This window comes from Glycomyces sp. NPDC048151 (assembly GCF_043202775.1).
Lineage (GTDB): Bacteria > Actinomycetota > Actinomycetes > Mycobacteriales > Micromonosporaceae > Glycomyces.
Genome location: NZ_JBIDBB010000004.1, coordinates 66,992 through 90,706 on the forward strand (window position 1 = coordinate 66,992; position 23,715 = coordinate 90,706).

The following is a 23,715-nucleotide window of genomic DNA, read 5'->3' on the forward strand; positions in this document are numbered from 1 at the left end:
CGGGGAGGATGGAACGCCAGGCTATCTCAGTAGTTGTTCCACTCGGATTCGACGCGGTCGAGGATGACCGGGTGCATGAGGGTGGACGGCTCCATGTCCATGCGGTCGCGGTCGGGCGGGAAGACCTGCGCGGCGTCCATGAGCTCCGGTGTGAGGGACTGGAACGGGCCGACCGAGGTGTCCAGGCCCAGGACGGGCGCTTCGCCGCCGGCCTGCACGAGCTGGTAGCCCCAGTCGCCGAAGCTCGGCACGGACACCCAGTACGGGGTGGGCGCGTATCCGGCGGCCTCGAGGGTGGACCCGATGGTCCAGAACGTCTTGGGCGCGAAGTACGGCGACCCGGACTGGACGACCATCCGCCCGCCCTCGCCCAGGTGGTCCGTCGCGAGGCCGTAGAACTCGACGGAGTAGAGCTTCGCGGTCTCGGTCGCGTCGGGGTCGGGCATGTCGACGATGATCGTGTCCCACGTGCCGGTCTGCTCGCGCAGCCACGTGAACGCGTCGGCGTTGACGACGTCCACCCTGGGGTCGTTCATCGCGCCGCCGTTGAGGTCGACGAGGTCGTCGAAGGTCTGCGCGAGGTCGGTGACGGCCCCGTCGAGGTCGACCAGGGTGACGGTCTCGACGTCGGGGTAGCGGAGGATCTCGCGGACGGCGAGGCCGTCGCCGCCGCCGAGGACCAGGACGTTCTCGTGCGGGCCGTTCATGGCCGGGTGCACGAGCGCCTCGTGGTACCGGTATTCGTCCACAGAGGAGAACTGGAGGTCGCCGTTCAGGTACAGCCGCAGGTCCTGCTCGCCGAACGGCGACGCCGCCTCGGTCATCACGATCTGCTGGTACTGGCTGTCCTCGCTGTACACGATCGGCGCCGCGTAGAGCGCCTGCCGCGCGTTCGCCTCGAACCGGTCCGTGTACGCGAACGCCGCCACCAGCAGCACCGCCGTCAACCCGGCCACGAGCGTGAGCAGCTGCTTCGCGGCCTTCGACAGGTCGTCCTTGAACAGCACCCACACCAGCAGCACCCCGGCCACGGCGTTGATCGCGCCCACCAGGAGCGCGCCCTGGATCTGCCCGAAGAACGGCAGCAGCACGAACGGGAACGCGAGCCCGCCGATGAGCCCGCCCAGGTAGTCCGCCGCGTTCAGGTCCGCGACCGCCGCACCCGCGGCCTGCTCCCTGATCCGCTGCAGCAGTTCCATGAGCAGCGGGATCTCCGCGCCGATCAACAGCCCGATCGCGGCCGCGACGACCACGAGCGGCAGGCTGTACAGGTCCGTCCACGAGAACGCCGCGTACAGCAGCATCACGCTGAAGCCGCCCAGCAGCGCCAGAGCGAGCTCCACGGCCGCGAACGCCAGCGCGGGCCAGCGCCGCAGCGGCTTCGCCGCGAGCGCCCCCAGGCCCATCGCGAACACCATGACCGCCAGGACGATCGACGCCTGCTTCGCGGTGTTCCCGACCAGGTAGGCGCCCAAGGTGATGAGCGCCAGTTCGTACACGAGCCCGCACGCCGACACCGCGAACGCGGTCGCGAGCAGGCCGAAGCGCGCCAGGCGGACCCGGCGCGCCGACATCACAGCTTGAGGGGCGGCCTCGGTCGTCAAGACAGCGCCATCGCGATGACCCCGCCCAAAGCGAGGTGCATCGCCGAGCTGACCCACACCGCCGGGTGCGGTTCGGCGTCGACGACGAGCGCGCCGAGCTTGCCGGGCGTGATCGCGTCCAGGATCAGGAACGCGACGGCCATCGCGCCGATCCCGATGACGCCGAACACGAACGTCGACACGACGCCCTGCACGATGTTCCCCTCGGACGCCCAGATCGCGCCGACCACGATCAATCCGACGCCGACCAGGTTGGACGAGAGCAGCAGCGCCGCGTTGCGGTTGCGCTGCGCCCAGATGAGCTCGCCGAGCTTCCCGGGCGTGAGCCAGTCGACGACGAAGAAGCCGAGGATCATCAGGGCGATGCCGATGACGCTGTAGGCGAGCGCGCCGACGACGTCGCCCCCGAACCCTCCGAACACGTCGATCTCCAGTTGCATGATGGGCTGCCTTTCCTTGTCTGGGTTGGGTTCGGGTTACTTGCCGGAGCCGGGACCGCCGCCGCGGAACGGCGACGGCGGGGACGAGGACCAACCCCACAGGATGAACACCGAGGAGTAGTGGTTGTAGCCGGAGCGGTAGTCGTGCAGCATGATCTTCGAGCCGCCGTTGTAGGGCGAGACGGCCACGATGTGCTTGGAGTACTGCAGGTAGTACGTGCCGCCGGAGGACCGCTCCTGGCGGGCCTCGGCGTCGTCGTCGATCTCGTCGGCGACCACCGACGGCGACGACGGCGACGTGTACGCCTTCCCGCCGCCCTCGTCGAGGTTCGCCGCGCGCGTGTAGTGGTCGCGGATGGTGTCCGTCGGGTTCGAGAAGTTCGTGTTCATCAGGAACACGCCACCGCAGCACAGGACGAGCACGACGATGATCGCCGTCCAGTGCTTCCAGTTCAGGCCGCGCGACGCGGGCGGCGGTGGGGGCTGCTGCGGGTTGCTCATCGGTGGTCCTCGGGTCGTCTCGACGGGGAGTCGGTTCAGCTTAAGGGCGCTGCGCCCCTAGACGGGTACCACAGTGCTCGTCGTGGTCACGACTTCGCCGTACTGCGGGTAGGTGTGGACGGTCCGCCACGACAGCGGCGCCGTCCCGGTGACCTCCAGGGCCGTGAGCGCGTCCAGGTCCTCCCCGAACACCCCCACGAGCAGGTCGGGCTCCCCGGTGCGCATGACGGCCCGGTCCCTGAGGGACCGGACCCGCTGGCGCAGTTCGGGAACCGTGAGCTTCTCGACGGCGCACTCGTACCGGTGCCGCCAGGCCCCGACGCGCTGGCTGAACGCCTCGGGCAGGTCGGGGGCGAAGTCGGACCGGTAGGCGAGGGTCTCGGCGATGAGCCCGTCGGGGGTGGCGACGACCGCCTGGTGGCTGGCGCCGAGGAGCCGCAGGGACAGGCGCAGCGGCCCGGCGTCGCGTTCGAGGAGGTCGAGGACCGGCATCGACGGGGCGTCGGGCCGGAAGGTGAGCGAGGCGGCCGAGACGTCGACGAACGGCACCTCGATATGCGCTATCAGTGCGGGCTCCTTGCGTGGGGCGGGGGAGAAGGGGTCAGACCTCGTCGCTCTGGTGGTAGATCGTGACCTGGTTGCGGTCCAGGGTAAGCCCCTTCGCCATCTCCCACTTCGCGTCGTCGCCGTAGGCCTCGAACGAGAGCTTCTGCCCGTCGGGGCCGGCATAGTCGTGGTAGCGCAGGGTGCCGGCGGGGGCGAGGCCGGTGGTGGCTTCGCTCACGTACTTCGCCTTGCCCTTCTCGTCCGACTTGAACGAGACGCCTTCGTGACTGAGTTCACGCGGGCCGGGCTGGAGGTCGGAGCCGGTGACCTCCTCCCACAGGACCATCTCGACGTCCGGGTCGGCCTCGACCGACAGCCAGCGCCTGACGCCGGTGCCGGTGTCGAGGAAGTGCTCGGCCCACTGGTAGTCGCCCTCGGAGAGGCGGAGGGTGCCGCGGACGGCGAGGGTCTTGCCGTACAGCTCGACGAGGTCGGCGGCCTTGATGCGCCGGGGGTCGCCGCGCAGGACGTCGGTGTCGGCGTCGGCGAACGGGTCGGCCGGGGCGGGGCGGGCGGCCGTGTCGTTCTTGCGGGTGTTCTTGCGCCACAGCCACCAGCCGACGAACACGGCGGCGGCGATGAGCAGGAGGATGATGACGGCTTCCATGGCGTTGGCCTTCACAGGTGGGTGCGGGATGGTTCCTTGACGTCACTCTACCGCCAAGTTGGCAATACCGGTGTTACCGCAGTGCCGCCGCAGCCGAGAAGGCAACAGCCGTGTAACAGTGCCGTCGTCTGCGAACCCTACGATCCCGGGGGCGGATCCCACGATCTAGCCTGTAGGCGGCCCACGACGAGGTGGGCCGAGTCGATTCGGACTGGAGATCGAGACGTGTTGGCGTTCATCGGCGACGAAGAGTTCCGCGAGACCCTCCCCGACCGGGAGGAACTCCTCCACGAGGCGGCCAGGCTGGCCGGATCGGACGAATCGCTCGCGAGGCTGGTCGAGCTGTACTGGAGCCTGGTCTCCGACGACGACCTCGTCGGCCGCTCCGCCCACCAGCTGCTGGAGACCACCGCCCACCACCGCCGCATGGCCGAGGTCCGCGCACCCGGCCAGGTCGCGCTCGAACTGGACTGCCCCGAGGACGCCGACGGCCCCGACGCCGCCTCCTCCACCCGGGTCGACATCGTCTGCGACGACTCCCCGTTCCTCGTGGACTCCCTCACCGGCCTGTTCAACAAGCACGGCGTCGACATCTCCGTGTTCGTGCACCCGATCGTCCCCGTCCGCCGCGACGACGACGGCGTCCTCCAGGAGGCCCCCGCCGAGGGCGGGCGCGCCGAGTCCTGGATGCACATCGAGACGCAGCGCGTCGCCGACGCGGCGTTCCTCACCGAACTCGAAGCCGACATCCTCGAAGTCCTCTCCGACGTCGACGTCTGCGTCGGCGACTGGCAGGCCATGCGCGCCAAGGCCCTCCAGATCGCCGAGGACCTCGACCGGGCCGCCACTGGCACCGCTGGTGCCTCCCCGCTCCCCGTGCCTCCCAAGACTGTGCCTCCTAAAGACATCGACGACACCGTCGAGCTCCTGCGCTGGCTCGCGGACGACAAGTTCACGTTCCTCGGGTTCCGCCAGTACCGGCTCACCGGCTCCGGCGACGACGAGGCGCTCACCCCGCTCGCCGAGACCGGCCTGGGCCTGCTCCGCAAGGCCTCGTCCGCGCCGCGCCCCCTCGCGTCGTTCAACGTCGACGCCCGCTCCCAGATCGGCGCGAAACGGCTCCTGGTCATCACCAAGTCGAACGCCCGCTCCACCGTGCACCGCACGTCCTTCATGGACTACATCGGCGTGAAGACGTTCGACGCCAACGGCGAACCCGACGGCGAACTGCGGTTCCTCGGCCTCTTCACCTCCGCCGCCTACCTCTCCAGCGTCACCGAACTGCCCGTCGTCAAACGCAAGGTGCAGGACGTCCTCGCCCGCTCCGGCGTCACCCTCTCCTCCCACTCCGGCAAAGACCTCGTCACCGCCCTCGAGACCTACCCGCGCGACGAGCTCTTCCAGGCCCGCACCGACGACCTGTACACCACCGCGATGGGCGTCCTGCGCCTCGCCGGACGCCGCCGCCTGCGCCTGTTCGCCCGCCGCGACGTCTACGGCCGCTTCTACTCCTGCCTCGTCTACCTGCCGCGCGACAGGTACAACACCGAGAACCGCACCAAGATCGAGGAGATCCTCCGGCGCCGCCTGCGCGGCTCCCAGATCGACTACGACGCCCGCGTCACCGAATCCGTCCTCGCCCGCCTCCACTTCGTCGTCCGCATCGACCCGTTCGCCGACCACCCGCCCGTCGACGTCGACGCGATCCAGGCCGAACTCGCCGACGCCACCCGCTCCTGGGACGCCGACCTCGTCCTCCAGCTCGACAACCACATCGGCGAAGGCCAGGCGAGAATGCTCGCGAAGGCGTACGCGCGCGCGTACCCGCCCGCGTACAAAGCCGAGCACTCGCCGATCGACGCCGCCAAGGACATCGCGAGGCTGGAGATGCTGCGCGAGTCCGGCGACATGGAACTGCAACTGTTCCGCCGCGGCGGCTCCGACGACGACGTCCACTTCAAGATCTACGCCTTCGACCAGCCCATCGGCCTCTCCGAAGCCCTCCCGGTGCTGCGCCACCTCGGCGTGAAGGTCTCCGAAGAACGCCCCTACCACATCGAACGCGCCGACGGCACCATCCACCTGCACGACTTCGGACTCGAACTGCCCGGCCGCGCCGCCGAATCCGTGCCGCAGCTGCGCATCCGCTTCGAGAACGCGTTCCGCGCCGCCTGGACCGGCGAGGCCGAATCCGACCGGTTCAACGAGCTCGTCATCGCCGCCGGACTCACCTGGCGCCAGGTCGTCGTCCTCCGCGCCCTCGCCAAATACATGCGCCAGTGCGGGTTCGTGTTCTCCCAGGCCTTCATATCGTCCACACTGGGCGACTTCCCGGAGATCGCCGCGAACCTCGTGCGGCTCTTCGAGGCCCGCTTCGACCCCCGCGTCGGCGCCGACCGCGAAGCCGCCGTCGCCCGCATCGACGCGTCCCTCGCCGAAGGCCTCGCCGCCGTCCCCAACCTCGACGCCGACCGGATCCTGCGCGCGTTCCTCACCCTCATCCGCTCCACCCTGCGCACCTCCTACTTCCAGCAGGCCGACTCAGGCCGCCCCAAGGACTACGTCGCGTTCAAGTTCGACGCCCGCGCCATCGACTTCCTCCCCAAACCCCGCCCCATGTTCGAAGTGTTCGTGTACTCCCCGAACTTCGAAGGCGTCCACATGCGCTACGGCCGCGTCGCCCGCGGCGGCCTGCGATGGTCGGACCGCAAGGAGGACTTCAGAACCGAGATCCTCGGCCTCGTGAAGGCCCAGGAGGTCAAGAACACCGTCATCACCCCCGTCGGCGCCAAGGGCGGCTTCGTCCTCAAACGCACCGACTTCGCCGACCGCGCCGAATTCCAGGCCGAAGGCGTCGCCCGCTACCGCGAGTTCATCTCCGCGCTCCTGGACATCACCGACAACCGCGACGCCGACAACACCGTCGTCCCCCCGCCGGGCGTCGTCCGCCACGACGGCGACGACCCCTACCTCGTCGTCGCCGCCGACAAGGGCACCGCCACCTTCTCCGACATCGCCAACGGCGTCGCCGCCGAATACGGCTTCTGGCTCGGCGACGCCTTCGCCTCCGGCGGCTCCGTCGGCTACGACCACAAGAAAATGGGCATCACCGCAAGGGGCGCATGGGAATCCGTGAAACGCCACTTCCGTGCGGAAGGCCTCGACACCCAGACGCAGGACTTCACCGCCGTCGGCATCGGCGACATGGGCGGCGACGTCTTCGGCAACGGCATGCTCCTCTCCGAGCACATCCGCCTCGTCGCCGCCTTCAACCACATGCACATCTTCATCGACCCCAACCCGGTCGCCGCCGCCTCCTATACGGAACGCCGCCGCCTCTTCGACCTGCCGCGCTCCACCTGGGCCGACTACGACCCCACCCTCATCTCCGCAGGCGGCGGCGTCTGGGAACGCTCAGCGAAATCCATCCCCGTCAGCGACGAGGTCCGCGTCGCCCTCGGCATCGACGCCGACGTCAAGGACCTCACCCCGCCCGAACTCATCCGCGCGATCCTCACCGCCCCCGTCGACCTCCTCTGGAACGGCGGCATCGGCACCTACGTCAAGGCCTCCACCCAGACCGACGCCGACGCGGGCGACAAAGCCAACGACGCCGTCCGCGTCAACGGCGAACAGCTCCGCTGCCGCGTCGTCGGCGAAGGCGGCAACCTCGGCTTCACCCAGCTCGGCCGCATCGAATACGCCCTGACCGGCGGACCCGAAGGCCACGGCGGACACATGAACACCGACTTCATCGACAACTCCGCCGGCGTCGACACCTCCGACCACGAAGTCAACATCAAGATCCTCCTCCGCTCGGCCGCGCTCACCGGCCGCGTCGACCCCGGCAACCGCGACAAGCTGTTCATGGACATGGCCGACGACGTGGCCCAGGCCGTCCTCGCCGACAACTACGGGCAGAACATGGCGCTGGCCAACGCGAAGCGCCTGGGGACGCGGCTCCTGCCCGTCCACAGCCGACTGATGAAGCACCTGGAGAAGACCGTCGGCCTCGACCGCGAGATCGAGGGCCTGCCCAGCGACAAGCAGCTGAAGGAGCGGATCGCGACCGGGGTCGCGCTCACCGAGCCCGAACTGTCCGTGCTGCTCTCGTACGTGAAGATCTGGGCGAAGCGGGCCGTGCTCGACTCGGGGCTGCCCGACGAGGACTGGACGGCGCCGGTGCTGCGCGAGTACTTCCCCGCGCCGCTGCGCGAACCGTACGCCGACCTCATGGCCGACCACCCGCTGCGGCGCGAGATCGTCGCGACCGCGGTCGTCGGCGAGGCCGTCAACCGGGCGGGCACGACGTTCCTGTTCCGCATCGCCGACGAGACCGGCGCGGACGTGGTGGACGTGATCCGCGCGTACGTGATCATCCGCGACGCGTTCGGGCTTCCGGGGCTGTGGCGGCGGATCGAGGCCCTGGACAACCAGGTGCCGCAGGCGGCGCAGATCGCGGGGATGCTCGTGATCCGGCGGCTGCTCGACCGCGGCGTGCGGTGGCTGGTGCAGCACCGGCGCGGCCAGCTCGACGTGGCGGCGGAGTCGGAGCGGCTGCGGCCGGGGCTCGCGGTGCTGCAGCCGCGGCTGCCTGAGCTGCTGCACGACTCCGAGGCGGTCGGGTTCGAGGAGTTCGCGGACCAGCTGGAGGAGCAGGGCATGCCCGCCGAGATCGCGCGCGACGCCTCCGCGCCGATCTTCGGGTTCGGGCTGGTCGACGTCGTCGAGTGCGCGCGGCTGAACGAGACTGACCTCGGCGAGACCGCCGAGGTGTACTACGGGATCGCCGCGACCGTGCACCTCGACTCGATCCTGAACGAGATCTCGGCGCTGCCGCGCACGAACCGGTGGCAGACGCTGGCGCGGTCGGCGCTGCGGTACGACCTGTACGGCGCGATGGCGGGGCTGACGGCGAGCGTGATGGCGGCGAAGCCGGGCACGGACCCCGCCGAGGCGGTCGAGTCGTGGGCCGAGCGGAACGCGGCCGAGATCGAGCGGATCCACGAGGCGACGACCGAGGCCGCGCGCTCGGACGAGAAGCTCGCGGTGCTGTCGGTGTCGCTGCGCCAGATCAGGAGCCTCGTCGAGACCGACGGCGAGTAGCGGGGGAGGACCGGGGTCCCGCGGGCGGTATCGCGGGCAGGGGCAGAGGCCCCGAGCGCCGTATTCCGGGCCCCCGGTCTACACCCTGACACAGGGGTACGACATTCTCGGGCGACCGGGTCCGGGCCGGTGCGCGGCGAGGGCGCTCCCGGATGCGGACCTCCCGCGGTCGCGGGCACCGGGCCCGATCAGGGCCGGATGACGATACCGTCGACGTTTACCGATCACGCGTCATGCAGGCCTCCCGCGGCGGCGGGGGGACCGGGTCCGATCGGGCCCGGATGGAGGCCCGGTGGGCGTTTACCGATCACGCGTTCGGCTTTCGCGCGCTAGCTGGGGCAGTGACGTGTGGGCCCCCGTGGATAATGTGGGCTCGGAGGAGAAGGAAGTACGAATGCCGAAGAGCCACACCCCCGGGGTGCCGAAACTGCTGCGCGTCCTCAACGACCAGGCCGCGCTGAAGCTCCTGCTGGAGGACGGCCCCCAGACCCGCGCCCAGCTCGCGGAGCGGACCTCGATGTCCAAGGTCACCGCCTCGCAGATGATGGAGCGCCTGCAGACGCGCGGCCTCGTCGAGGTCGTCGGCTCCAAGTCCGGCGGGCGCGGCCCGAACGCGTCGCTGTACGCGGCCGTGCCGACCTTCACGTACGTCGTCGGCGTCGAGGTCGGCCCCGTGACCACCAAGGGCGCCTGCGCCGACTTCACCGGCCGCATCGTCGGCCGCGCGGAGATCGACGTCGAGCACTCCACCGACCCGGTTGCCGTCGTCCGCCGCGTCGTCACCGACTCGGTCGCCGACGCGGGCGTCGAGATGTCGAAGGTGCAGCGGATCGTCCTGGGCACCCCCGGCGTCATCGACCCCGCCAGCGGCGACATCGGCTTCTCCTGGAACCTCCCCGCCTGGCACCGCGGCCTGCGCACCGCCCTGAACGAGGAGTTCACACCGGCGGTCGAGATCGAGAACGACGTGAACCTCGCCTGCCTCGCCGAGCAGCGCTCCGGCGGCGCCGGCGGCGCCACCGACTTCGTGTACGCCTGGTTCGGCGGCGGCCTCGGCCTCGGCGTCATCCTCAACGGGCGGCTGTACCGGGGCGCCAGCGGCGCGGCCGGCGAGATCGGCTTCCTCCCGGTACCCGGCGGCGAACTGCCGACCGGCGGCGTCGTCACCCGCCTCTCCAAAGGCTCCTACCAGCGCGTCATCGGCGGCGACGCGGTCGTCGACATCGGCGCCAAGCACGGATTCGAAGCCGCCGAACCCGACGAGGTCCTGACCGCCGCGATCAACGCGGGCCCGGAGGGCACCGCCTGCCTGGACGAGATCGCCCGCGGCATCGCCCTCGGCATCGTCGCCGTGTGCGTCCTCCTCGACCCCACGGTCGTCGTCCTCGGCGGCCCCGTCGGCTACGCGGGCGGGCTCGAACTCGCCGGACGCGTCGCCGCCCAGACCTCCCAGCTCGCCCCGGTCAACCCGAGCGTCGTCGCAGGCTCCGTCGTCGACGAACCGGTCATGCGCGGCGCGATCCTCCACGGCCTCGACGCCGTCCGCGAAAGCCTCTTCGACTGACCACCGCCCGACACGCGAAACGCCGCCCGCGACTCCACGCGGGCGGCGTCTCGTCGGTCAGGACACGTCGCGGCGCTGGAACGCCCAGGTCGCCAACACGGCGAAGCCGAGCACGATCCCGCCGAGCAGCATCCCGGCCTCGGTCGAGGTGATGACCATGACCTCCGGCGCCATCGCCGAATAGTCGTCCCAGTGCTGGAGCTCGATCCGCCCCTCGATCCACGCGATCACCCACGTGTACAGGGACAGCCGTTCCTCGAACGGCATCCGCAGGGCCATACCCGCGTACCGCACCAGCAGGTCGCCGATGATCAGGTAACCCGCGATGATGCCGCCCGAGATCGCCGTGTGCCGCCCCAGCATCGCCAGCGACGCGCCCAGTACGGTCATCCCCACCGACAGCACCGCGGCACGAGCGAACATCGGCAGGTTCTCGTCCCACCACCCGGCATCGACGTCCCCGACCTCGCCGCGCGCCGCCGCGATCACGTACAGCAGCCCGAACGCCAGCAGCATCAGCGCGAGGACCGCCGCCGCGCACACCACCGCGGCTGCACCGAGCTTCGAGCCCCACACCTTCAGCCGGTTCGGGTGCCACAGCAGCAGGTTCGCCAGGCCGCCGCTCGACCACTCAGCGCCGATCGCCGACGACGCGAGCATCATCATGATCAGCCCCGCCACGATCGCGACACCGATGAGCAGCATGGGGCCCTGGTCGGCGAACACGAACGTGTAGGTGTAGATGAGATCCTCCGCGTTCACCCCGCCCAGGGCCATCGCGCATATCTCCTCGTGCGACATGTCCTCGTAGTACGGGTCGCCCTCGACCCAGCTGTAGTCGTCCTGCTCGAAGAACTCCTCGTCCTCCAGGCACTCCTGGAACTCGTAGTTCCCCTCGTTCATGACATCGGCCTCGGCCTGCGCCGCCGCCAGCTCCTCCTCCGTCGGGCCCTTGCTCGACGTGAACCAGAAGACCGCCGCCATCACCAGCAGCCCCGCGGCCGCGATGATCCCGAAGACCAGCGACAGGCGGCGGCGCGCGAGCCGCCGCAGTTCGGCTTTGAACAGGTTCACCGCTCGGCCCCTTCCGGCTCGACCTCGATCGTCACTTCACCGGCGGCCACCGGCGCGGCCGGCGCCTGCGGCACCGCCACCGACTCCCCGATCTGCACGGTCTGCCCCGGCACCGGCGCCGTCCCGGTCAGCTCCAGGAACACCGACTCCAGGTTCTTCGTCTCGGTCCGCAGCTCCGACAGGTAGATCCCCGCGTCGGCGAGCGCCTTCGTCACCCACGCGGCCTCCGGCGCGCCCCGCACCACGAGCCGGTCCCGGTCCACGACGGCCGACACCGCCCGCCCCGAATCCAGCGCGCCCCCAGCGGCAGCGAGCGCCTCGGCCGCCTCCGGCAGCGAGGCCGCGTCCGGGAACCGGACGGTCAGGCTCGCATCGCCGTGCCCGGCGATGATCTCGGCGACATTGCCGTCCACGATGCGCCGTCCCCTCGAGACGATCGTCATCGAGTCGCACAGCTGCTGCACCTCCGACAAGAGGTGCGAGCTGACCACCACGGTCACGCCCTGCGAATGCGCCAGCCACTGCAGCAGCTCCCGCATGTGGTGGATCCCGGCCGGGTCGAGGCCGTTCGCCGGCTCGTCCAGGATCAACAGCCGCGGCTGCTTCAGCAGCGCCTGCGCGACCGCGAGGCGCTGGCGCATGCCCAGCGAGTAGCCCTTGACGGAGGACTTCGCGGCGTCGCGCAGGCCGACCTGCTCCAGGACCTCCTCGACGCGCGTCTTCGACACGCCCGCGCTCTCGGCGAGCAGCTGGAGCGTCAACCGCCCGGAGAAGTGCTTGAAGAACTGCGGGGACTCGACGACGGCGCCGATGCGCCCGACGACCTCGGGCAGGCGCTGGGGCACCTCCTCGCCGAAGATCCGCATGGTCCCGCCGTCGACGCGGATGAGACCGAGCAGGGCCCGCAGTGTCGTGGTCTTGCCGGACCCGTTGGGGCCCAGGAAGCCGTGCACCTGGCCGGCGGCGACCTCGAGGTCGAGGCCGTCCAATGCGTTGTGCGGCTGACGGAAGGACCGCTTGTAGGTCTTCCTCAGCCCCGATATCTCGATGATGGGGGGCATCTGCTCATTCCAGTTAGGACTTGCGTGGTCAGGGTCAGCGTTCGGGTCCGGCCGCACGCGGTGCGTCGCCGGGTCGGACGCCGTCGGGGAACGGCGTCCCTATGCAGACGCCGTTCGGGGCGGCGCCGTTGCACGCCCCGGCGACCCGATCCGGGACGCGGCCCCGGTGTTCGCCCGTGTGTCGTAGCACCGCCGCCGAGGCCCGCCCGCGACCGCTCGTCGGGAGCACGTGGTTTCATTGACCCGTGGCTCAGTCTGAACGCGTCCTCGACCTGTCCGGCGTCACCGTGCGACGCGGCGGCAACCAGCTCCTCGACGGCGTCGACTGGCAAGTCGACGCCGCGCAGCGCTGGGTCGTCCTCGGCCCCAACGGCGCCGGGAAGACGACGCTGCTCAACCTAGCGGCCGCCCGCAACCACCCGACCTCCGGCGTCGTCGAGATCCTCGGCGAGCGCCTCGGCCGCGTCGACGTGTTCGAACTGCGCCCCCGCATCGGCCTCACCACCACCCAGGTCGCCGACGCGATCCCGAACGACGAGAAGGCCTTCGACGTCGTCCGCACCGCCGCCTGGGGCATGATGGGCCACTGGCGCGAGGAGTACGACCCGCAGGACGACGAACGCGCCGCCTCCCTCATGCGCTGGCTCGGCGTCGCCCAGCTCGCCGACCGCCTCTTCGGCACGCTCTCCGAAGGCGAGCGCAAGCGCGTCCTCATCGCCCGCGCGCTCATGACCGACCCTGAGCTGCTGCTCCTCGACGAGCCTGCCGCGGGCCTCGACCTCGGCGCCCGCGAAGCGCTGGTCGCGACCCTCGCCGGCCTCGCCCGCGACGCGGCCGCCCCCGCGCTCGTGCTCGTCACCCACCACGTCGAGGAGATCCCGCCCGGGTTCACCCACGCGCTCGTCCTCTCCGGCGGCGGCGTCATCGCCGCAGGCCCGATCGCCGAGGCGCTCACCTCCGAGACCCTCTCCAAGGCCTTCGGACTCCCGCTCACCCTCACCGCCAACGGCAACCGCTTCACCGCCACCGCAGCCTGACCCACACCAGGTGAACCCCGCCACCCGGGCCCCGAACCGGCCCGAAAACGTCGCACCCCTAAGTCAGGGTTGAAACCGGGGGCCCGCGACACGGCCTCCAGCGGCTCGAACCCTGCCCCGCGAACCACCCCGAACGCGAATCCCACTCACCCTGACTCGCGCCGGCGCGAACCCCCGGCACCTGCGACCGCACCCCCGTTTTCCCCGCCCCGAGGCTCCCCTCACACGCGCAGCGCTCGTCGCCCCCGGCGAACCTCGGTTACGCTGACCCGGTGAGATTTCGGTGGTGGCGTGCGACGGTCGTGACGGCCGTCGCCGTTTTCGCGCTCGTCTACGTCGCCGGACTGACGCGCCTGGGCGAAGCCGAGGCCGACCAGCTCCACGCGGTCCCCGTCCTCGCCGCCGACCCCGCCGGGGAACTCGCCGCGCTCCGCGCCGACGCCCCTGTCGCAGGCGACGATCCCGCGGCGGCCCTCGACACCGCGCTCGCCGACCCCGCCCTCGCCGCCGCCCTCGTCGCCGCCGAGCCGACCGCGGACTCCGGGGAACTCGGCGCCGCCCTCGCCGAGCTCTACAGCGCCGGCGGCAGCCTCGATCCCCTCGACGTCAACGCGTTCTTCACCGGTCTCGGCGAGGACGCCACCGACTGGCTCGCCGTCCTCTACCCCTCCGTCGTCGCCGAGATGCCCGGCGCCCCCTTCGACGCCCGCATCACCGCCAACCAGCTCATCCTCCAGGCCACCACCGCCGCCTCCACCTCCTACGACAGCCCCGACAGGCCGTGGACCGACGAGGCCGAGCGTCCCGCCCGCGAAGAGCTCCAGGCCCTGGTCGGCACCGACCGCCAGTTCCTGTACCTGGACCCGTACAACAACAACGGCGACGGCTCCTGGATCGAGGTCGTCGGCGACCTCGACACCGCCGCGAACGTGGCCGTCCTCGTCCCCGGCGGCTCCGCGGTCCTCTCCAGCGAGAACTTCGAGCTCTACTACAACCGCGCGAAGTCGTTCGTCGACGCCGCCGACGGGGAGCTCGCGATCGTCGTCTGGGCCGCCGCCTCGTGGCCTTCGGGCTGGATCGAGGAGTCCTGGGCGTCCTGGTCGCAGGTCGCAGCGGAGAGCCTCGCCTCCTTCACCTTCGACCTGCGCAACCAGATCGGCGACGACAGGCCCCTCACGCTCGCCGGGCACTCGTACGGGGGCGCCGTCATCGGCTATGCCGAGACTTACGACGTCGCCGCCGACCAGGTCCTCCACATCGCCTCCGCGGGCATGGGCAACGACGTCTACAGCCCCGCCGACTACACCGAGCCCTGCCGCCCCCGCTACTCGATCACCGGTCCGGGCGATCCGATCTCGTACGTCCAGGGCATGCCGTACGTGCCGCTCCTGGGCCACGGCGCCGACCCCGACGACTTCCCCGGCAACCGCAACCTCGTCACCGGCAACCTGTCGGACGACCCGGAAGCGGTCGACGACTACGGCCTGAGCCTCGCCGACCAGGGCATCTCCGGCAAACCGGTCGAAGGCGTCCACTCCCACTCGGAGATCTTCTACCCCGAGTCCGACGCCTGGAACAACATCCTCAAGGTCCTGCTCAACCAGGCCCCCGAGCTCGCCGACGAGCAGCCCGAAGCTTACGAAGGCTGCTCGTAGCGGAACGGGCCGGGACGCGAAACGGGCGCGGCCCGCGGCCGCGCCCGTCCTCGAGAGCCCTGACTACTCGCGTTCCAGCAGGAGACCCAGGTGCTTCTCCACCACGGGGAGCACCTCCTCCACGGTGACCTCGCGGCCCAGTTCCTGCGACAGGCTCGTCACGTCGGCGTCGGTGATCGCGCACGGCGCGATCCGCTCCCAGTAGCTCATGTCCGGGTTGCAGTTCAACGCGAACCCGTGCATCGTGGTCGCCCAGCGCACGCGCACGCCGATGGCGCAGATCTTCCGCTCCGGGCCCTTCTCGTCCTCGGGCAGCCAGACGCCGGTCCTGTCGTGCATCCGCCCGCGCGCCGAGGTCACCCCGAACTCGTGGCAGACCGCCGCGATCGTGTCCTCGACGCGGCGCACATAACCGACGACGTCGACCTTGTTGCGCATCTTCATGATCGGGTAGCCCACGATCTGGCCCGGGCCGTGCCACGTGATCTGCCCGCCCCGGTCGACCGTGACCACGGGCGTGCCGTCCTGCGGCAGCGCCCACGTCTCCGTCCGCCTTCCGGCGGTGTACACACTCGGATGCTCCAGCAGCAGGACCGTGTCGCCGATCTCGTCGTCGATGCGCCGCTGCTGCAGCTCCTTCTGGTAGTCCCAGGCCTCCTGGTAGTCCACCAGGCCTCGCCGCTCGACGGTGATGCTTCCGTCTGCGACGGTGAATCCTCCGCCTGCGGCGCTCGCGGTTCCCACGGTTGCGGTCATGGATCGACACTAATCCCCGCACCGCTGCCGCGGCCACCGGACGCCGTCTGCGTCACGCTTGTTCCGGCGCCGCGTCGCACCCGTTATGCGCCAGTCCTTCTTTATGATGCTGTTACTTAATTGCCGACTAGTTGCGGCTCTGGCCGCCCCGTTAACCGCGCGTGAGCTGTCACACTACTATTTCCAGGTAATCAAGACAATCCGCTCGCCCAGCGCCACTCGAGGGTTGCACGACAACAGGGACACGAATGGAAGCAACGCAGCCGAAGACACCGATGGTCAGCATCTCCGGCGTCAACAAGCACTTCGGAGACCTGCACGCGCTCAAGGACATCGACCTGACCGTGGAGGACGGCGAAGTGGTGGTCCTCATCGGACCCTCCGGCTCCGGCAAGTCGACGCTGTGCCGCACGATCAACCGCCTCGAGACCATCGACAGCGGCGACATCACGGTGAACGGCAAGCCCCTCCCGGCCGAGGGCCGCGAACTGGCGAACCTCCGTGCCGACGTCGGCATGGTCTTCCAGCACTTCAACCTCTTCGCGCACCTCACCGTGCTGCAGAACATCACCCTCGGCCCCATCAAGGTGCGCCGCACCCCCAAGGCGAAGGCCGACGCCCGCGCCCGCCAGCTCCTCGAACGGGTCGGCCTCGCCGAGAAGGCCGACGTCTTCCCGTCCCAGCTCTCCGGCGGCCAGCAGCAGCGCGTCGCGATCGCCCGCGGCCTCGCGATGGACCCCAAGCTCATGATGTTCGACGAGCCCACGTCCGCGCTCGACCCCGAGATGATCAACGAGGTCCTCGACGTCATGCAGGACCTCGCCCGCGAGGGCATGACGATGGTCGTGGTCACCCACGAGATGGGCTTCGCCCGCCGCGCCGCCAACCGGGTCGTGTTCATGGCCGACGGCCAGATCGTCGAGACCGCCCCGCCGGACGAGTTCTTCGACGACCCGAAGACCGCCCGCGCCCAGGACTTCCTCGCGAAGGTCATGACCCACTAAGCCACCCGAAACCACCACACCATCGGGCCTTTGAAAGGACACTTCCGAATGCGTATGTTCCGCAGAACCGCCGTCGCGGCGATGGCCGCCGTGGCCATGTCGCTCGCCGCGTGCTCCGGCGAGGCCAGCCAGGACCAGGAAGAGCAGGACAAGCTCGAAGAAGAGGTCGGCTCGTACTCCATGGAGCAGGCCACCGAGATCCCCGCCGGCCTGATCGCCGACATCCAGGAGCGGGGCGTCCTCGTCGTCGGCTCCAAGTTCGACCAGCCGCTCATCGGCCAGAAGGACACCGCGACCGGCAAGATCGAGGGCTTCGACGCCGAGATGGGCCGCCTGCTCGCCCAGCGCATCTTCGGCACCGTCGACGAGGAGGGCGACGACGCCAACCTCAAGTTCGTCGAGACCACCTCGCAGAACCGCGAGACCTACATCAACGACGGCACCGTCGACGTGGTCATCGCGTCCTACTCGATGTACCCCGAGCGCCTCGAGAAGTTCGACTTCGCCGGCCCGTACTTCCAGACCGGCCAGAACGTCATGGTCGCCGCCGACAACACCGACATCAACTCGGTGGCCGACCTCGCCGGCAAGGACGTCTGCATCGCTGAGGGCTCCGGCTCGATCGACAACCTCGCCGCGGAGAACCCCGAAGCGAAGATCACGCCGCTCGCCGACTACGCCGCCTGTGCCGAAGCCCTCGAGAACGGCCAGACCGACGCCGTCAGCACCGACGAGACCATCCTCTACGGCTTCACCGTCGACAAGCCCGACGCGTTCCGCGTCCTCGACTCGGCCAACATCTTCACCGACGAGCCCTACGGCGTCGGCATGAAGCTCGGCGAGACCGACGCGCGCATGTTCGTCAACGACATGATCGAAGAGGCCACCAGCAACGGCGACTGGCAGAAGGCCTTCGACCTCACCTTCGGCGCCGCGGGCATGCCGACCCCGGCCGAGCTGCCCGCCCCGAACCGCTACTAGGTCCGCAACATTCGGTACGGCGGTGGCGGCCGCGTGAAGCGGCCGCCACCGCCCGCCTTATGGAGGAGTCCGCTTGTTCGACAATTTCGACCTCATGGTCGCGGCCCTGGGCGCGGGCGCATGGACCACCGTGTGGGTCACGCTCTCCAGCTTCGCGATCGCCCTCGTCATCGGCATGGTCCTCGTGGTCATGCACGTCAGCCCCGCCTGGCCCGCCCGCTGGGCCGCGAACGCCTACACGCAGCTGTTCCGGAACGTCCCGCTCCTGGCCGTCCTGTTCATCATGTACTTCGGCCTGCCCAAGGTCGGCGTCGTCGCCGACAACTGGGTCTGGGCCCTGCTCGGACTCGGCATGTACACCGGCGCGTTCGTCGGCGAGACCCTGCGCTCGGGCATCAACTCGATCCCGCTGGGCCAGGCCGAGGCCGCCCGCTCGATCGGCCTGACGTTCAGCCAGTCCCTGGGCACGGTGATCCTGCCCCAGGCCGTCCGCGTCGTCATCCCGCCCCTCGGCTCGCTCCTGATCGCCCTGATCAAGAACAGCGCCCTGGTGCTGGCCATCGGCGTCACCGAGCTGACCGCCCAGTCCCGCAGGCTCATCGAGGACAACGAGAGCCGCTTCGACCTGTGGGGGGTCATCATCGGAGTCACCGTCAGCTACCTGCTGATCGCCTTCGTCTTCAGCTACCTGGTGCGGCTCGTCGAACGACGCACCGCGTTCGTCCGATGAGAGCGGGTGACTCATGAGCAGACAGCACGAGAGCACGGTCCTGTTCGACGCGCTCGGCCCCAAGGGCCGCCGCAACTCGAACATCGCCTCCATCATCTCCGCGGTCGTCATCATCGGCGTCCTCGCCTACGCCGCCTCGGTCCTCGCCGCCGAAGGGTTCTTCGAGCAGTCCCGGTGGGTCAACCCCCTCGACGCGCTCGTCGTCGAGACCACCTGGATCCCCGCGATCCTCGACACCCTCACCGCGTTCGCGCTCGGCTCGATCCTGGCGCTGATCCTCGGCGTCATCTTCGGGTTCGGGCGGATCTCGCGGTTCGCGCTGACCCGCTGGGCCTCGACCGCGTACGTCCAGTTCTTCCGGGCGCTGCCGCTGATCCTCCTCATCTGGATCTCCTTCACCATCGACGGCTACTTCGGGTTCACCTCCGACGTCCTCGGCTGGTCCAGCGACGCCCGGCGCCTCACGTTCCTCGTGCTCGGCCTCGGCATCTACAACGGCGCGGTCCTCGCCGAGATCCTCCGCGCCGGCGTCGCGGCGCTGCCTCCCGGCCAGGCCATGGCCGGGTACGCGATCGGCCTGCGCCACGGGCAGGTCCAGCGCCTCGTCGTCCTGCCGCAGGTGCTGCGGAACATGCTCCCGGCGGTGCTCGCGCAGCTGGTGATCCTCCTCAAGGACACCTCGCTGGGGTACGTCATCACCTACCCGGAGCTGCTGCACTCGGCCAACATCATCGGCCGCGACTACAGCAACTCGTTCCTGCAGGCGCTCATCATCGCCGCGTTCATCTACTTCGTGCTCGCCTACGCGCTCTCGAAGCTGGTGGTCCTGGCCGAGCGCCGCCTGCGCAAGAAGACCGCGGCCCCCGCCAAAGCGGTCCAGCAGATCGAGCAGTCGGCCGCCATGGCCGAATAGCACGTCACATATCACGCGTCACGCACCATCGACGGCCCCGCCGCAATCCGCGGCGGGGCCGTCGCCGTTCCCCGACCCGCCTTGCCCCGCTCCCGACCCGGTAACACGTGACGCACTACCGCCCGACGCAGACAAGCCCCCGAACCCGGTCGATATGAGGCACAGGCACATTCGCGCCCTGCTACCCTCCTCTTGAAATCAGCAACCATTTTCAATTGGTGGGGGACCACAGCATGAAACTCGCCTTCGTCGGCAAGGGCGGCTCCGGCAAGACCACGATGGCCTCGCTGTTCGCACGCCGCGCAGCCGCACTCGGACACCCGGTCATGGCCATCGACGCCGACATCAACCAGCACCTCGCCGCCGCACTCGGCCTCGACGCCGAAGCCGCCGCGATGGGCCCCGTCCTCGGCGAGCACCTCGCCGACATCAAGGACTACCTCCGCGGGAACAACCCGCTCATCCCGTCCGCCGACCTCATGCTCAAAACCACCCCGCCCGGACCCGGCTCACGCCTGCTCACCGTCGGCGAAACCAACCCGGTCTTCGACGCGCTCTTCACCGACCACGACGGCATCCGCTTCGCCGCCACCGGCGGCTTCGTCGACGACGACCTCGGCGTCGCCTGCTACCACTCCAAAGTCGGCGCAGTCGAACTCCTCCTCAACCACCTCGTCGACGGCACCGACGAATTCGTCGTCGTCGACATGGTCGCGGGCGCCGAAGCGTTCGCATCGGGCATGTTCACCCGCTTCGACCACACCTTCCTCGTCTGCGAGCCGACCCTCCGCAGCGTCGGCGTCTACAAGCAGTACCTGGGCTACGCCGAGGACTACGACGTCCGGATCTCCGTCATCGGCAACAAGATCGACGACGATGACGACGTCGCGTTCCTGCGCGAGCACGTCGGCGACGCCCTCGCCGGATGGTGCTCGCGCTCCCGCTACGTCAAGGCCGCCGAACGCGGCAGCGTCGGCCCCGTCGACGCCCTCGAACCCGAGAACCTCGCCGTCATCGACGCCGCCCGCGAGCGGGCCGTCGCCGGCGGCAAGGACTGGGCCAAGTTCACCCGCCAAGCCCACGAATTCCACCGCAAGGCCGCGCTGGCCTGGGGGAACGACCGGGCCGGGGTGGACCTGGCCGACCAGATCGTGCCCGGTCACGTCCTGGGGGAGCACCTGCTCCGCGCGCAGGCGGTCTGACCGGAGGGCCGCACAGCGCCGTGCGGCCCGGTGGACGCTCGTGCGCCGGACTGAATTTTTCAGGACTTCTCTGCGTCGATTTCCCGACAGCGGAGGGTCACCGGCACCGAGCACAATGAACCGATTCGAACCGAGAGGAGAACGCATGTCCCTTGACGTCTCTGAAGACCTGCTCCGCAAGGCCGAGGCAGGGGAGGTCGGCGACGCCGACTTCGTCGACTGCGTGAAGCAGTCGCTGCCGTTCGCGTGGGAGCTCATCGCGAAGGTCGTCGACGACCTGAAGAACGGGGTGGTGTCGTCGAGCGGCTCGACGCAGTTCGCCGACAACACCACGCCGCCGCCGGACGAGCAGGCGCGCGGGCAGCTGCTGCGGGTGCTCGCCTCGGACTCGATGCGCGGCGCGCTCGAACGCCACTATGGCGTGAAGCTCGCGTTCCAGAACTGCCACCGGATCGCGGCGTTCCCGCTCGCGGAGGTCGACTCGGACACGTACCGCAAGTTCATCTCCCCGCGCGGGCAGCTCCTCAACCAGTCGCCGGAGCTGCGCGACTGCTGACCGGGCCACTGCGGCGCCTACGGAGAACGGGCCGACGGGATGGAGATCCCGTCGGCCCGTTCCGCGTCTACGCGGGGCGTCTGGTGATGAGGAAGTCCCGCACCAGCTCTTCGCCCTGCTTGACCAGGGGCCGGAGGATCTTCAGGCGGGAGAGGGCGACGACGCGGGCCGCGAGGGGCGCGGTCCGGCGCGCGAGCTCGCGCGACTTCTCCTGGCCGGGGGAGGCGTCGTACACCCAGTAGAGGACGACCACCATCTGGTGGAGCCACAGCATCTCCGGGAGGATGTCCGCCATGTCCTTGGGCACCTTCGTCTTCGAGCCCTCCAGGACCTCCCGGTAGAGGGCGATGTCACGGTCGCGGCTCTCCGTCGAGTCCTCCGAGAACGGGCTCATCGGGCTGGACGGATCGGCGGCGTTCCGGAAGAACTGGCCCGCGAACGCGTGGTAGGGCCCGGCGATGTCGAGCCAGGCGAGCAGGGCCGCCTCGATCCGCTCGGCGAGGGTCTCCTTGCCGTCGAGCAGGCGCGGCGTCAGCTCCGCGTGGCGGGTGGTCGCCTGCTCGTAGAAGCCCTGGATGAGGTGCTCCTTGGACTTGAAGTAGTAGTAGGCGTTGCCCACGGAGACACCGGCCTCGGCGGCGATCGCCCGCATCGTCGTCTTGTCGTAGCCGCGCTCGGCGAACATGTCGAGCGCGGTGTCGATGATGCGCTGCCGCGTCCGCTCGCCCTTCGAGGAAGGGCGGGCGGACGCGTCGGAGGACTCGGGTTCGGTGCTCACGCAGGCGATCCTACTTGGGCTCAGGCGGGGTGGATCGGGAGCTGCGGGCGCGGGTGCGGCGGCTCGAGCGTCGCGAGCGCCCGGGCGTCGACGTGCCCCCGCTTGCGGAAGCCGTTGAGCACGACCACGTTGAGGACGTGGAGGACGCCCAGCACCAGGAGCACGGCGCCGATCTTGACGGCGACGGTCTCGAACACGCCGCGGGCGTCGGCCACGGGCGTGTCGGTGCGCAGCCACAGCGCCACGAACCCGAAGTTGAGGAGGTAGAAGCCGACCTGCAGGAGCTTGTTCACGGCGCGGGCGAGCTGCTCGTCTCCGGCGAAGACGTCCTTGATGAAGTGGAAGCCGTTGGCGCCCAGGGTGCGGGCGACCCAGACGGTGAGGGGGATGGCGACGAGAAGGTAGGCGATGTAGCCGACGACTGCCGGGTCCATGGCAGTGCTCCGTTCTATCCGGGGTGGATCAGGGTTTGAATTGAACATGTTCAACTCTGATTCGAAGTTACACCCAAGACTTGAACATGTTCAAGACCAGAGGGGAAATATGGCGGAGACCACCACCGCCCCCGCCTGTAGGCTTGCCGCGTGACAGTAGCGGTGCGTGTGATCCCCTGCCTCGACGTCGACAACGGCCGAGTCGTCAAAGGCGTCAACTTCGAGAACCTGCGCGACGCGGGCGACCCCGTCGCGCTCGCCGCCGCCTACGACGCCGCCGGAGCCGACGAGCTCACCTTCCTCGACGTCAGCGCCTCCTCCGGCGACCGCGCCACCATGTACGACGTCGTCGCCCGCACCGCCGAGCAGGTCTTCATCCCGCTCACCGTCGGCGGCGGCGTCCGCACCCCCGACGACGTCGACCGGCTCCTGCGCGCCGGCGCGGACAAGGTCGGCATCAACACCGCCGCGATCGCCCGACCCGAAGTCATCTCCGAGATCGCCGAACGCTTCGGCAACCAGGTCCTCGTCCTCTCCGCCGACGTCGCCTCCGGCCGCGACACCGACTCCGGCTGGGAGGTCACCACCCACGGCGGCCAGAAACGCTCCACCGGCCTCGACGCCGTCGCCTGGTGCGCCCGCGCCGCCGAACTCGGCGCCGGCGAGATCCTCCTCAACTCGATCGACTCCGACGGCATGAAGCAGGGCTTCGACCTCGACCTCATCGCCGCCGTCCGCGCCGCCGTCGACATCCCGCTCATCGCCTCCGGCGGGGCCGGCGAAGCCGCCCACTTCCCGCCCGCCGTCGACGCCGGAGCCGACGCCGTGCTCGCCGCCTCGATCTTCCACTTCGGCGACGTCGCCATCGGCGAAGTCAAACAAGAACTCCGCGAAGCGGGCCACCCCGTCCGCTAGGCCGGTCCCGCAGCCCGCCGCGAACGCGTGCGGGCGTCGCGAGACGCGGCGCTCGATGCGAATCCGAGTCCGAGTCCGCAGACTCAACCGTTCACCACTAGCCAAACGTGAACGGAGCGTCCGGGCAAATCGGACATCGATGGGCCCCCCGGTATCAACCCTGACCTAGGGGTACGACAATCTGCCACTCC

The 23,715-nt window shown here is 69.7% G+C and carries 21 protein-coding genes; 11 read left to right on the forward strand and 10 right to left on the reverse strand.

Annotation, left to right across the window (positions count from 1 at the left end; translation table 11 throughout):
• Nucleotides 1-26 precede the first annotated feature (26 nt).
• The 5 genes from ACGGCP_RS10095 to ACGGCP_RS10115 are packed head-to-tail and all read right to left on the reverse strand — an operon-like array spanning nt 27 to nt 3,758.
• Entirely contained in the window at nt 27-1,574 is a 1,548-nt protein-coding gene (locus ACGGCP_RS10095) for a polyamine aminopropyltransferase (protein ID WP_392965057.1), read from the reverse strand.
• A gap of 26 nt (nt 1,575-1,600) precedes the next feature.
• A complete protein-coding gene (locus ACGGCP_RS10100; RefSeq protein WP_392963786.1) occupies nt 1,601-2,044 on the reverse strand; it encodes a DUF350 domain-containing protein in 444 nt (147 codons plus the stop codon).
• 36 nt (nt 2,045-2,080) lie between these two features.
• A complete protein-coding gene (locus ACGGCP_RS10105; protein ID WP_392963788.1) occupies nt 2,081-2,545 on the reverse strand; it encodes a DUF4247 domain-containing protein in 465 nt (154 codons plus the stop codon).
• A 57-nt stretch (nt 2,546-2,602) separates the two neighbouring features.
• Nucleotides 2,603-3,094, reverse strand: a complete 492-nt coding sequence (locus ACGGCP_RS10110; RefSeq protein WP_392963790.1) for a DUF2617 family protein — start codon at nt 3,092-3,094, stop codon at nt 2,603-2,605.
• A 52-nt stretch (nt 3,095-3,146) separates the two neighbouring features.
• A complete protein-coding gene (locus tag ACGGCP_RS10115; RefSeq protein ID WP_392963793.1) occupies nt 3,147-3,758 on the reverse strand; it encodes a DUF4178 domain-containing protein in 612 nt (203 codons plus the stop codon).
• A gap of 225 nt (nt 3,759-3,983) precedes the next feature.
• Here ACGGCP_RS10115 and ACGGCP_RS10120 point away from each other — a divergent pair, with 225 nt between their 5' ends.
• Nucleotides 3,984-8,864, forward strand: coding sequence for an NAD-glutamate dehydrogenase (locus tag ACGGCP_RS10120; protein WP_392963795.1), 4,881 nt, complete (start codon nt 3,984-3,986; stop codon nt 8,862-8,864).
• 394 nt (nt 8,865-9,258) lie between these two features.
• Nucleotides 9,259-10,428 (forward strand): ROK family protein, encoded by a 1,170-nt coding sequence (locus ACGGCP_RS10125; RefSeq protein ID WP_392963798.1) that lies wholly within the window; start codon nt 9,259-9,261, stop codon nt 10,426-10,428.
• A gap of 57 nt (nt 10,429-10,485) precedes the next feature.
• Here ACGGCP_RS10125 and ACGGCP_RS10130 read toward each other — a convergent pair whose 3' ends face one another.
• A complete protein-coding gene (locus ACGGCP_RS10130) occupies nt 10,486-11,502 on the reverse strand; it encodes an ABC transporter permease subunit (RefSeq protein ID WP_392963801.1) in 1,017 nt (338 codons plus the stop codon).
• Complete coding sequence (locus ACGGCP_RS10135) at nt 11,499-12,563, reverse strand: ABC transporter ATP-binding protein (RefSeq protein WP_392963803.1); 1,065 nt, start codon at nt 12,561-12,563, stop codon at nt 11,499-11,501. Before ACGGCP_RS10135 ends, ACGGCP_RS10130 begins: the two co-directional genes overlap by 4 nt.
• 245 nt (nt 12,564-12,808) lie before the next feature.
• Here ACGGCP_RS10135 and ACGGCP_RS10140 point away from each other — a divergent pair, with 245 nt between their 5' ends.
• A complete protein-coding gene (locus ACGGCP_RS10140; RefSeq protein ID WP_392963806.1) occupies nt 12,809-13,600 on the forward strand; it encodes an ABC transporter ATP-binding protein in 792 nt (263 codons plus the stop codon).
• A gap of 272 nt (nt 13,601-13,872) precedes the next feature.
• Nucleotides 13,873-15,255, forward strand: coding sequence for an alpha/beta hydrolase (locus ACGGCP_RS10145; RefSeq protein ID WP_392963809.1), 1,383 nt, complete (start codon nt 13,873-13,875; stop codon nt 15,253-15,255).
• Between the two features lie 63 nt (nt 15,256-15,318).
• Here ACGGCP_RS10145 and lipB read toward each other — a convergent pair whose 3' ends face one another.
• A complete protein-coding gene (gene lipB / locus ACGGCP_RS10150) occupies nt 15,319-16,011 on the reverse strand; it encodes a lipoyl(octanoyl) transferase LipB (RefSeq protein WP_392963811.1) in 693 nt (230 codons plus the stop codon).
• Between the two features lie 248 nt (nt 16,012-16,259).
• On the opposite strand from lipB, the gene ACGGCP_RS10155 reads away from it, so the two are divergent.
• From ACGGCP_RS10155 to ACGGCP_RS10180, 6 genes are all read left to right on the forward strand, one after another.
• Complete coding sequence (locus ACGGCP_RS10155; RefSeq protein WP_392963813.1) at nt 16,260-17,015, forward strand: amino acid ABC transporter ATP-binding protein; 756 nt, start codon at nt 16,260-16,262, stop codon at nt 17,013-17,015.
• 54 nt (nt 17,016-17,069) lie between these two features.
• Complete coding sequence (locus ACGGCP_RS10160; protein ID WP_392963815.1) at nt 17,070-17,996, forward strand: glutamate ABC transporter substrate-binding protein; 927 nt, start codon at nt 17,070-17,072, stop codon at nt 17,994-17,996.
• A 73-nt stretch (nt 17,997-18,069) separates the two neighbouring features.
• The gene (locus ACGGCP_RS10165) at nt 18,070-18,726 is read left to right on the forward strand and encodes an amino acid ABC transporter permease (RefSeq protein WP_392963818.1); all 657 of its coding nucleotides are present in this window, start codon (nt 18,070-18,072) and stop codon (nt 18,724-18,726) included.
• Nucleotides 18,727-18,739: 13 nt separating this feature from the next.
• The gene (locus ACGGCP_RS10170) at nt 18,740-19,639 is read left to right on the forward strand and encodes an amino acid ABC transporter permease (RefSeq protein ID WP_392963821.1); all 900 of its coding nucleotides are present in this window, start codon (nt 18,740-18,742) and stop codon (nt 19,637-19,639) included.
• Nucleotides 19,640-19,872: 233 nt separating this feature from the next.
• Nucleotides 19,873-20,841 (forward strand): ATP-binding protein, encoded by a 969-nt coding sequence (locus ACGGCP_RS10175; protein WP_392963824.1) that lies wholly within the window; start codon nt 19,873-19,875, stop codon nt 20,839-20,841.
• A 145-nt stretch (nt 20,842-20,986) separates the two neighbouring features.
• Nucleotides 20,987-21,397 carry an SCO5389 family protein gene (locus tag ACGGCP_RS10180; protein ID WP_392963827.1) on the forward strand — a complete coding sequence of 137 codons (411 nt, stop codon included), beginning with the start codon at nt 20,987-20,989 and terminating at the stop codon, nt 21,395-21,397.
• A 67-nt stretch (nt 21,398-21,464) separates the two neighbouring features.
• Here ACGGCP_RS10180 and ACGGCP_RS10185 read toward each other — a convergent pair whose 3' ends face one another.
• Together ACGGCP_RS10185 and ACGGCP_RS10190 are read right to left on the reverse strand one after the other, a co-directional pair.
• Nucleotides 21,465-22,175: a TetR family transcriptional regulator gene (locus tag ACGGCP_RS10185; RefSeq protein ID WP_392963831.1), complete on the reverse strand. Its 711-nt coding sequence runs from the start codon at nt 22,173-22,175 to the stop codon at nt 21,465-21,467.
• Nucleotides 22,176-22,195: 20 nt separating this feature from the next.
• On the reverse strand, nt 22,196-22,609 hold the full coding sequence (locus ACGGCP_RS10190) for a hypothetical protein (RefSeq protein ID WP_392963834.1): 414 nt from the start codon (nt 22,607-22,609) through the stop codon (nt 22,196-22,198).
• Nucleotides 22,610-22,759: 150 nt separating this feature from the next.
• On the opposite strand from ACGGCP_RS10190, the gene hisF reads away from it, so the two are divergent.
• On the forward strand, nt 22,760-23,524 hold the full coding sequence (gene hisF, locus ACGGCP_RS10195; protein ID WP_392963837.1) for an imidazole glycerol phosphate synthase subunit HisF: 765 nt from the start codon (nt 22,760-22,762) through the stop codon (nt 23,522-23,524).
• Nucleotides 23,525-23,715: the final 191 nt, after the last annotated feature.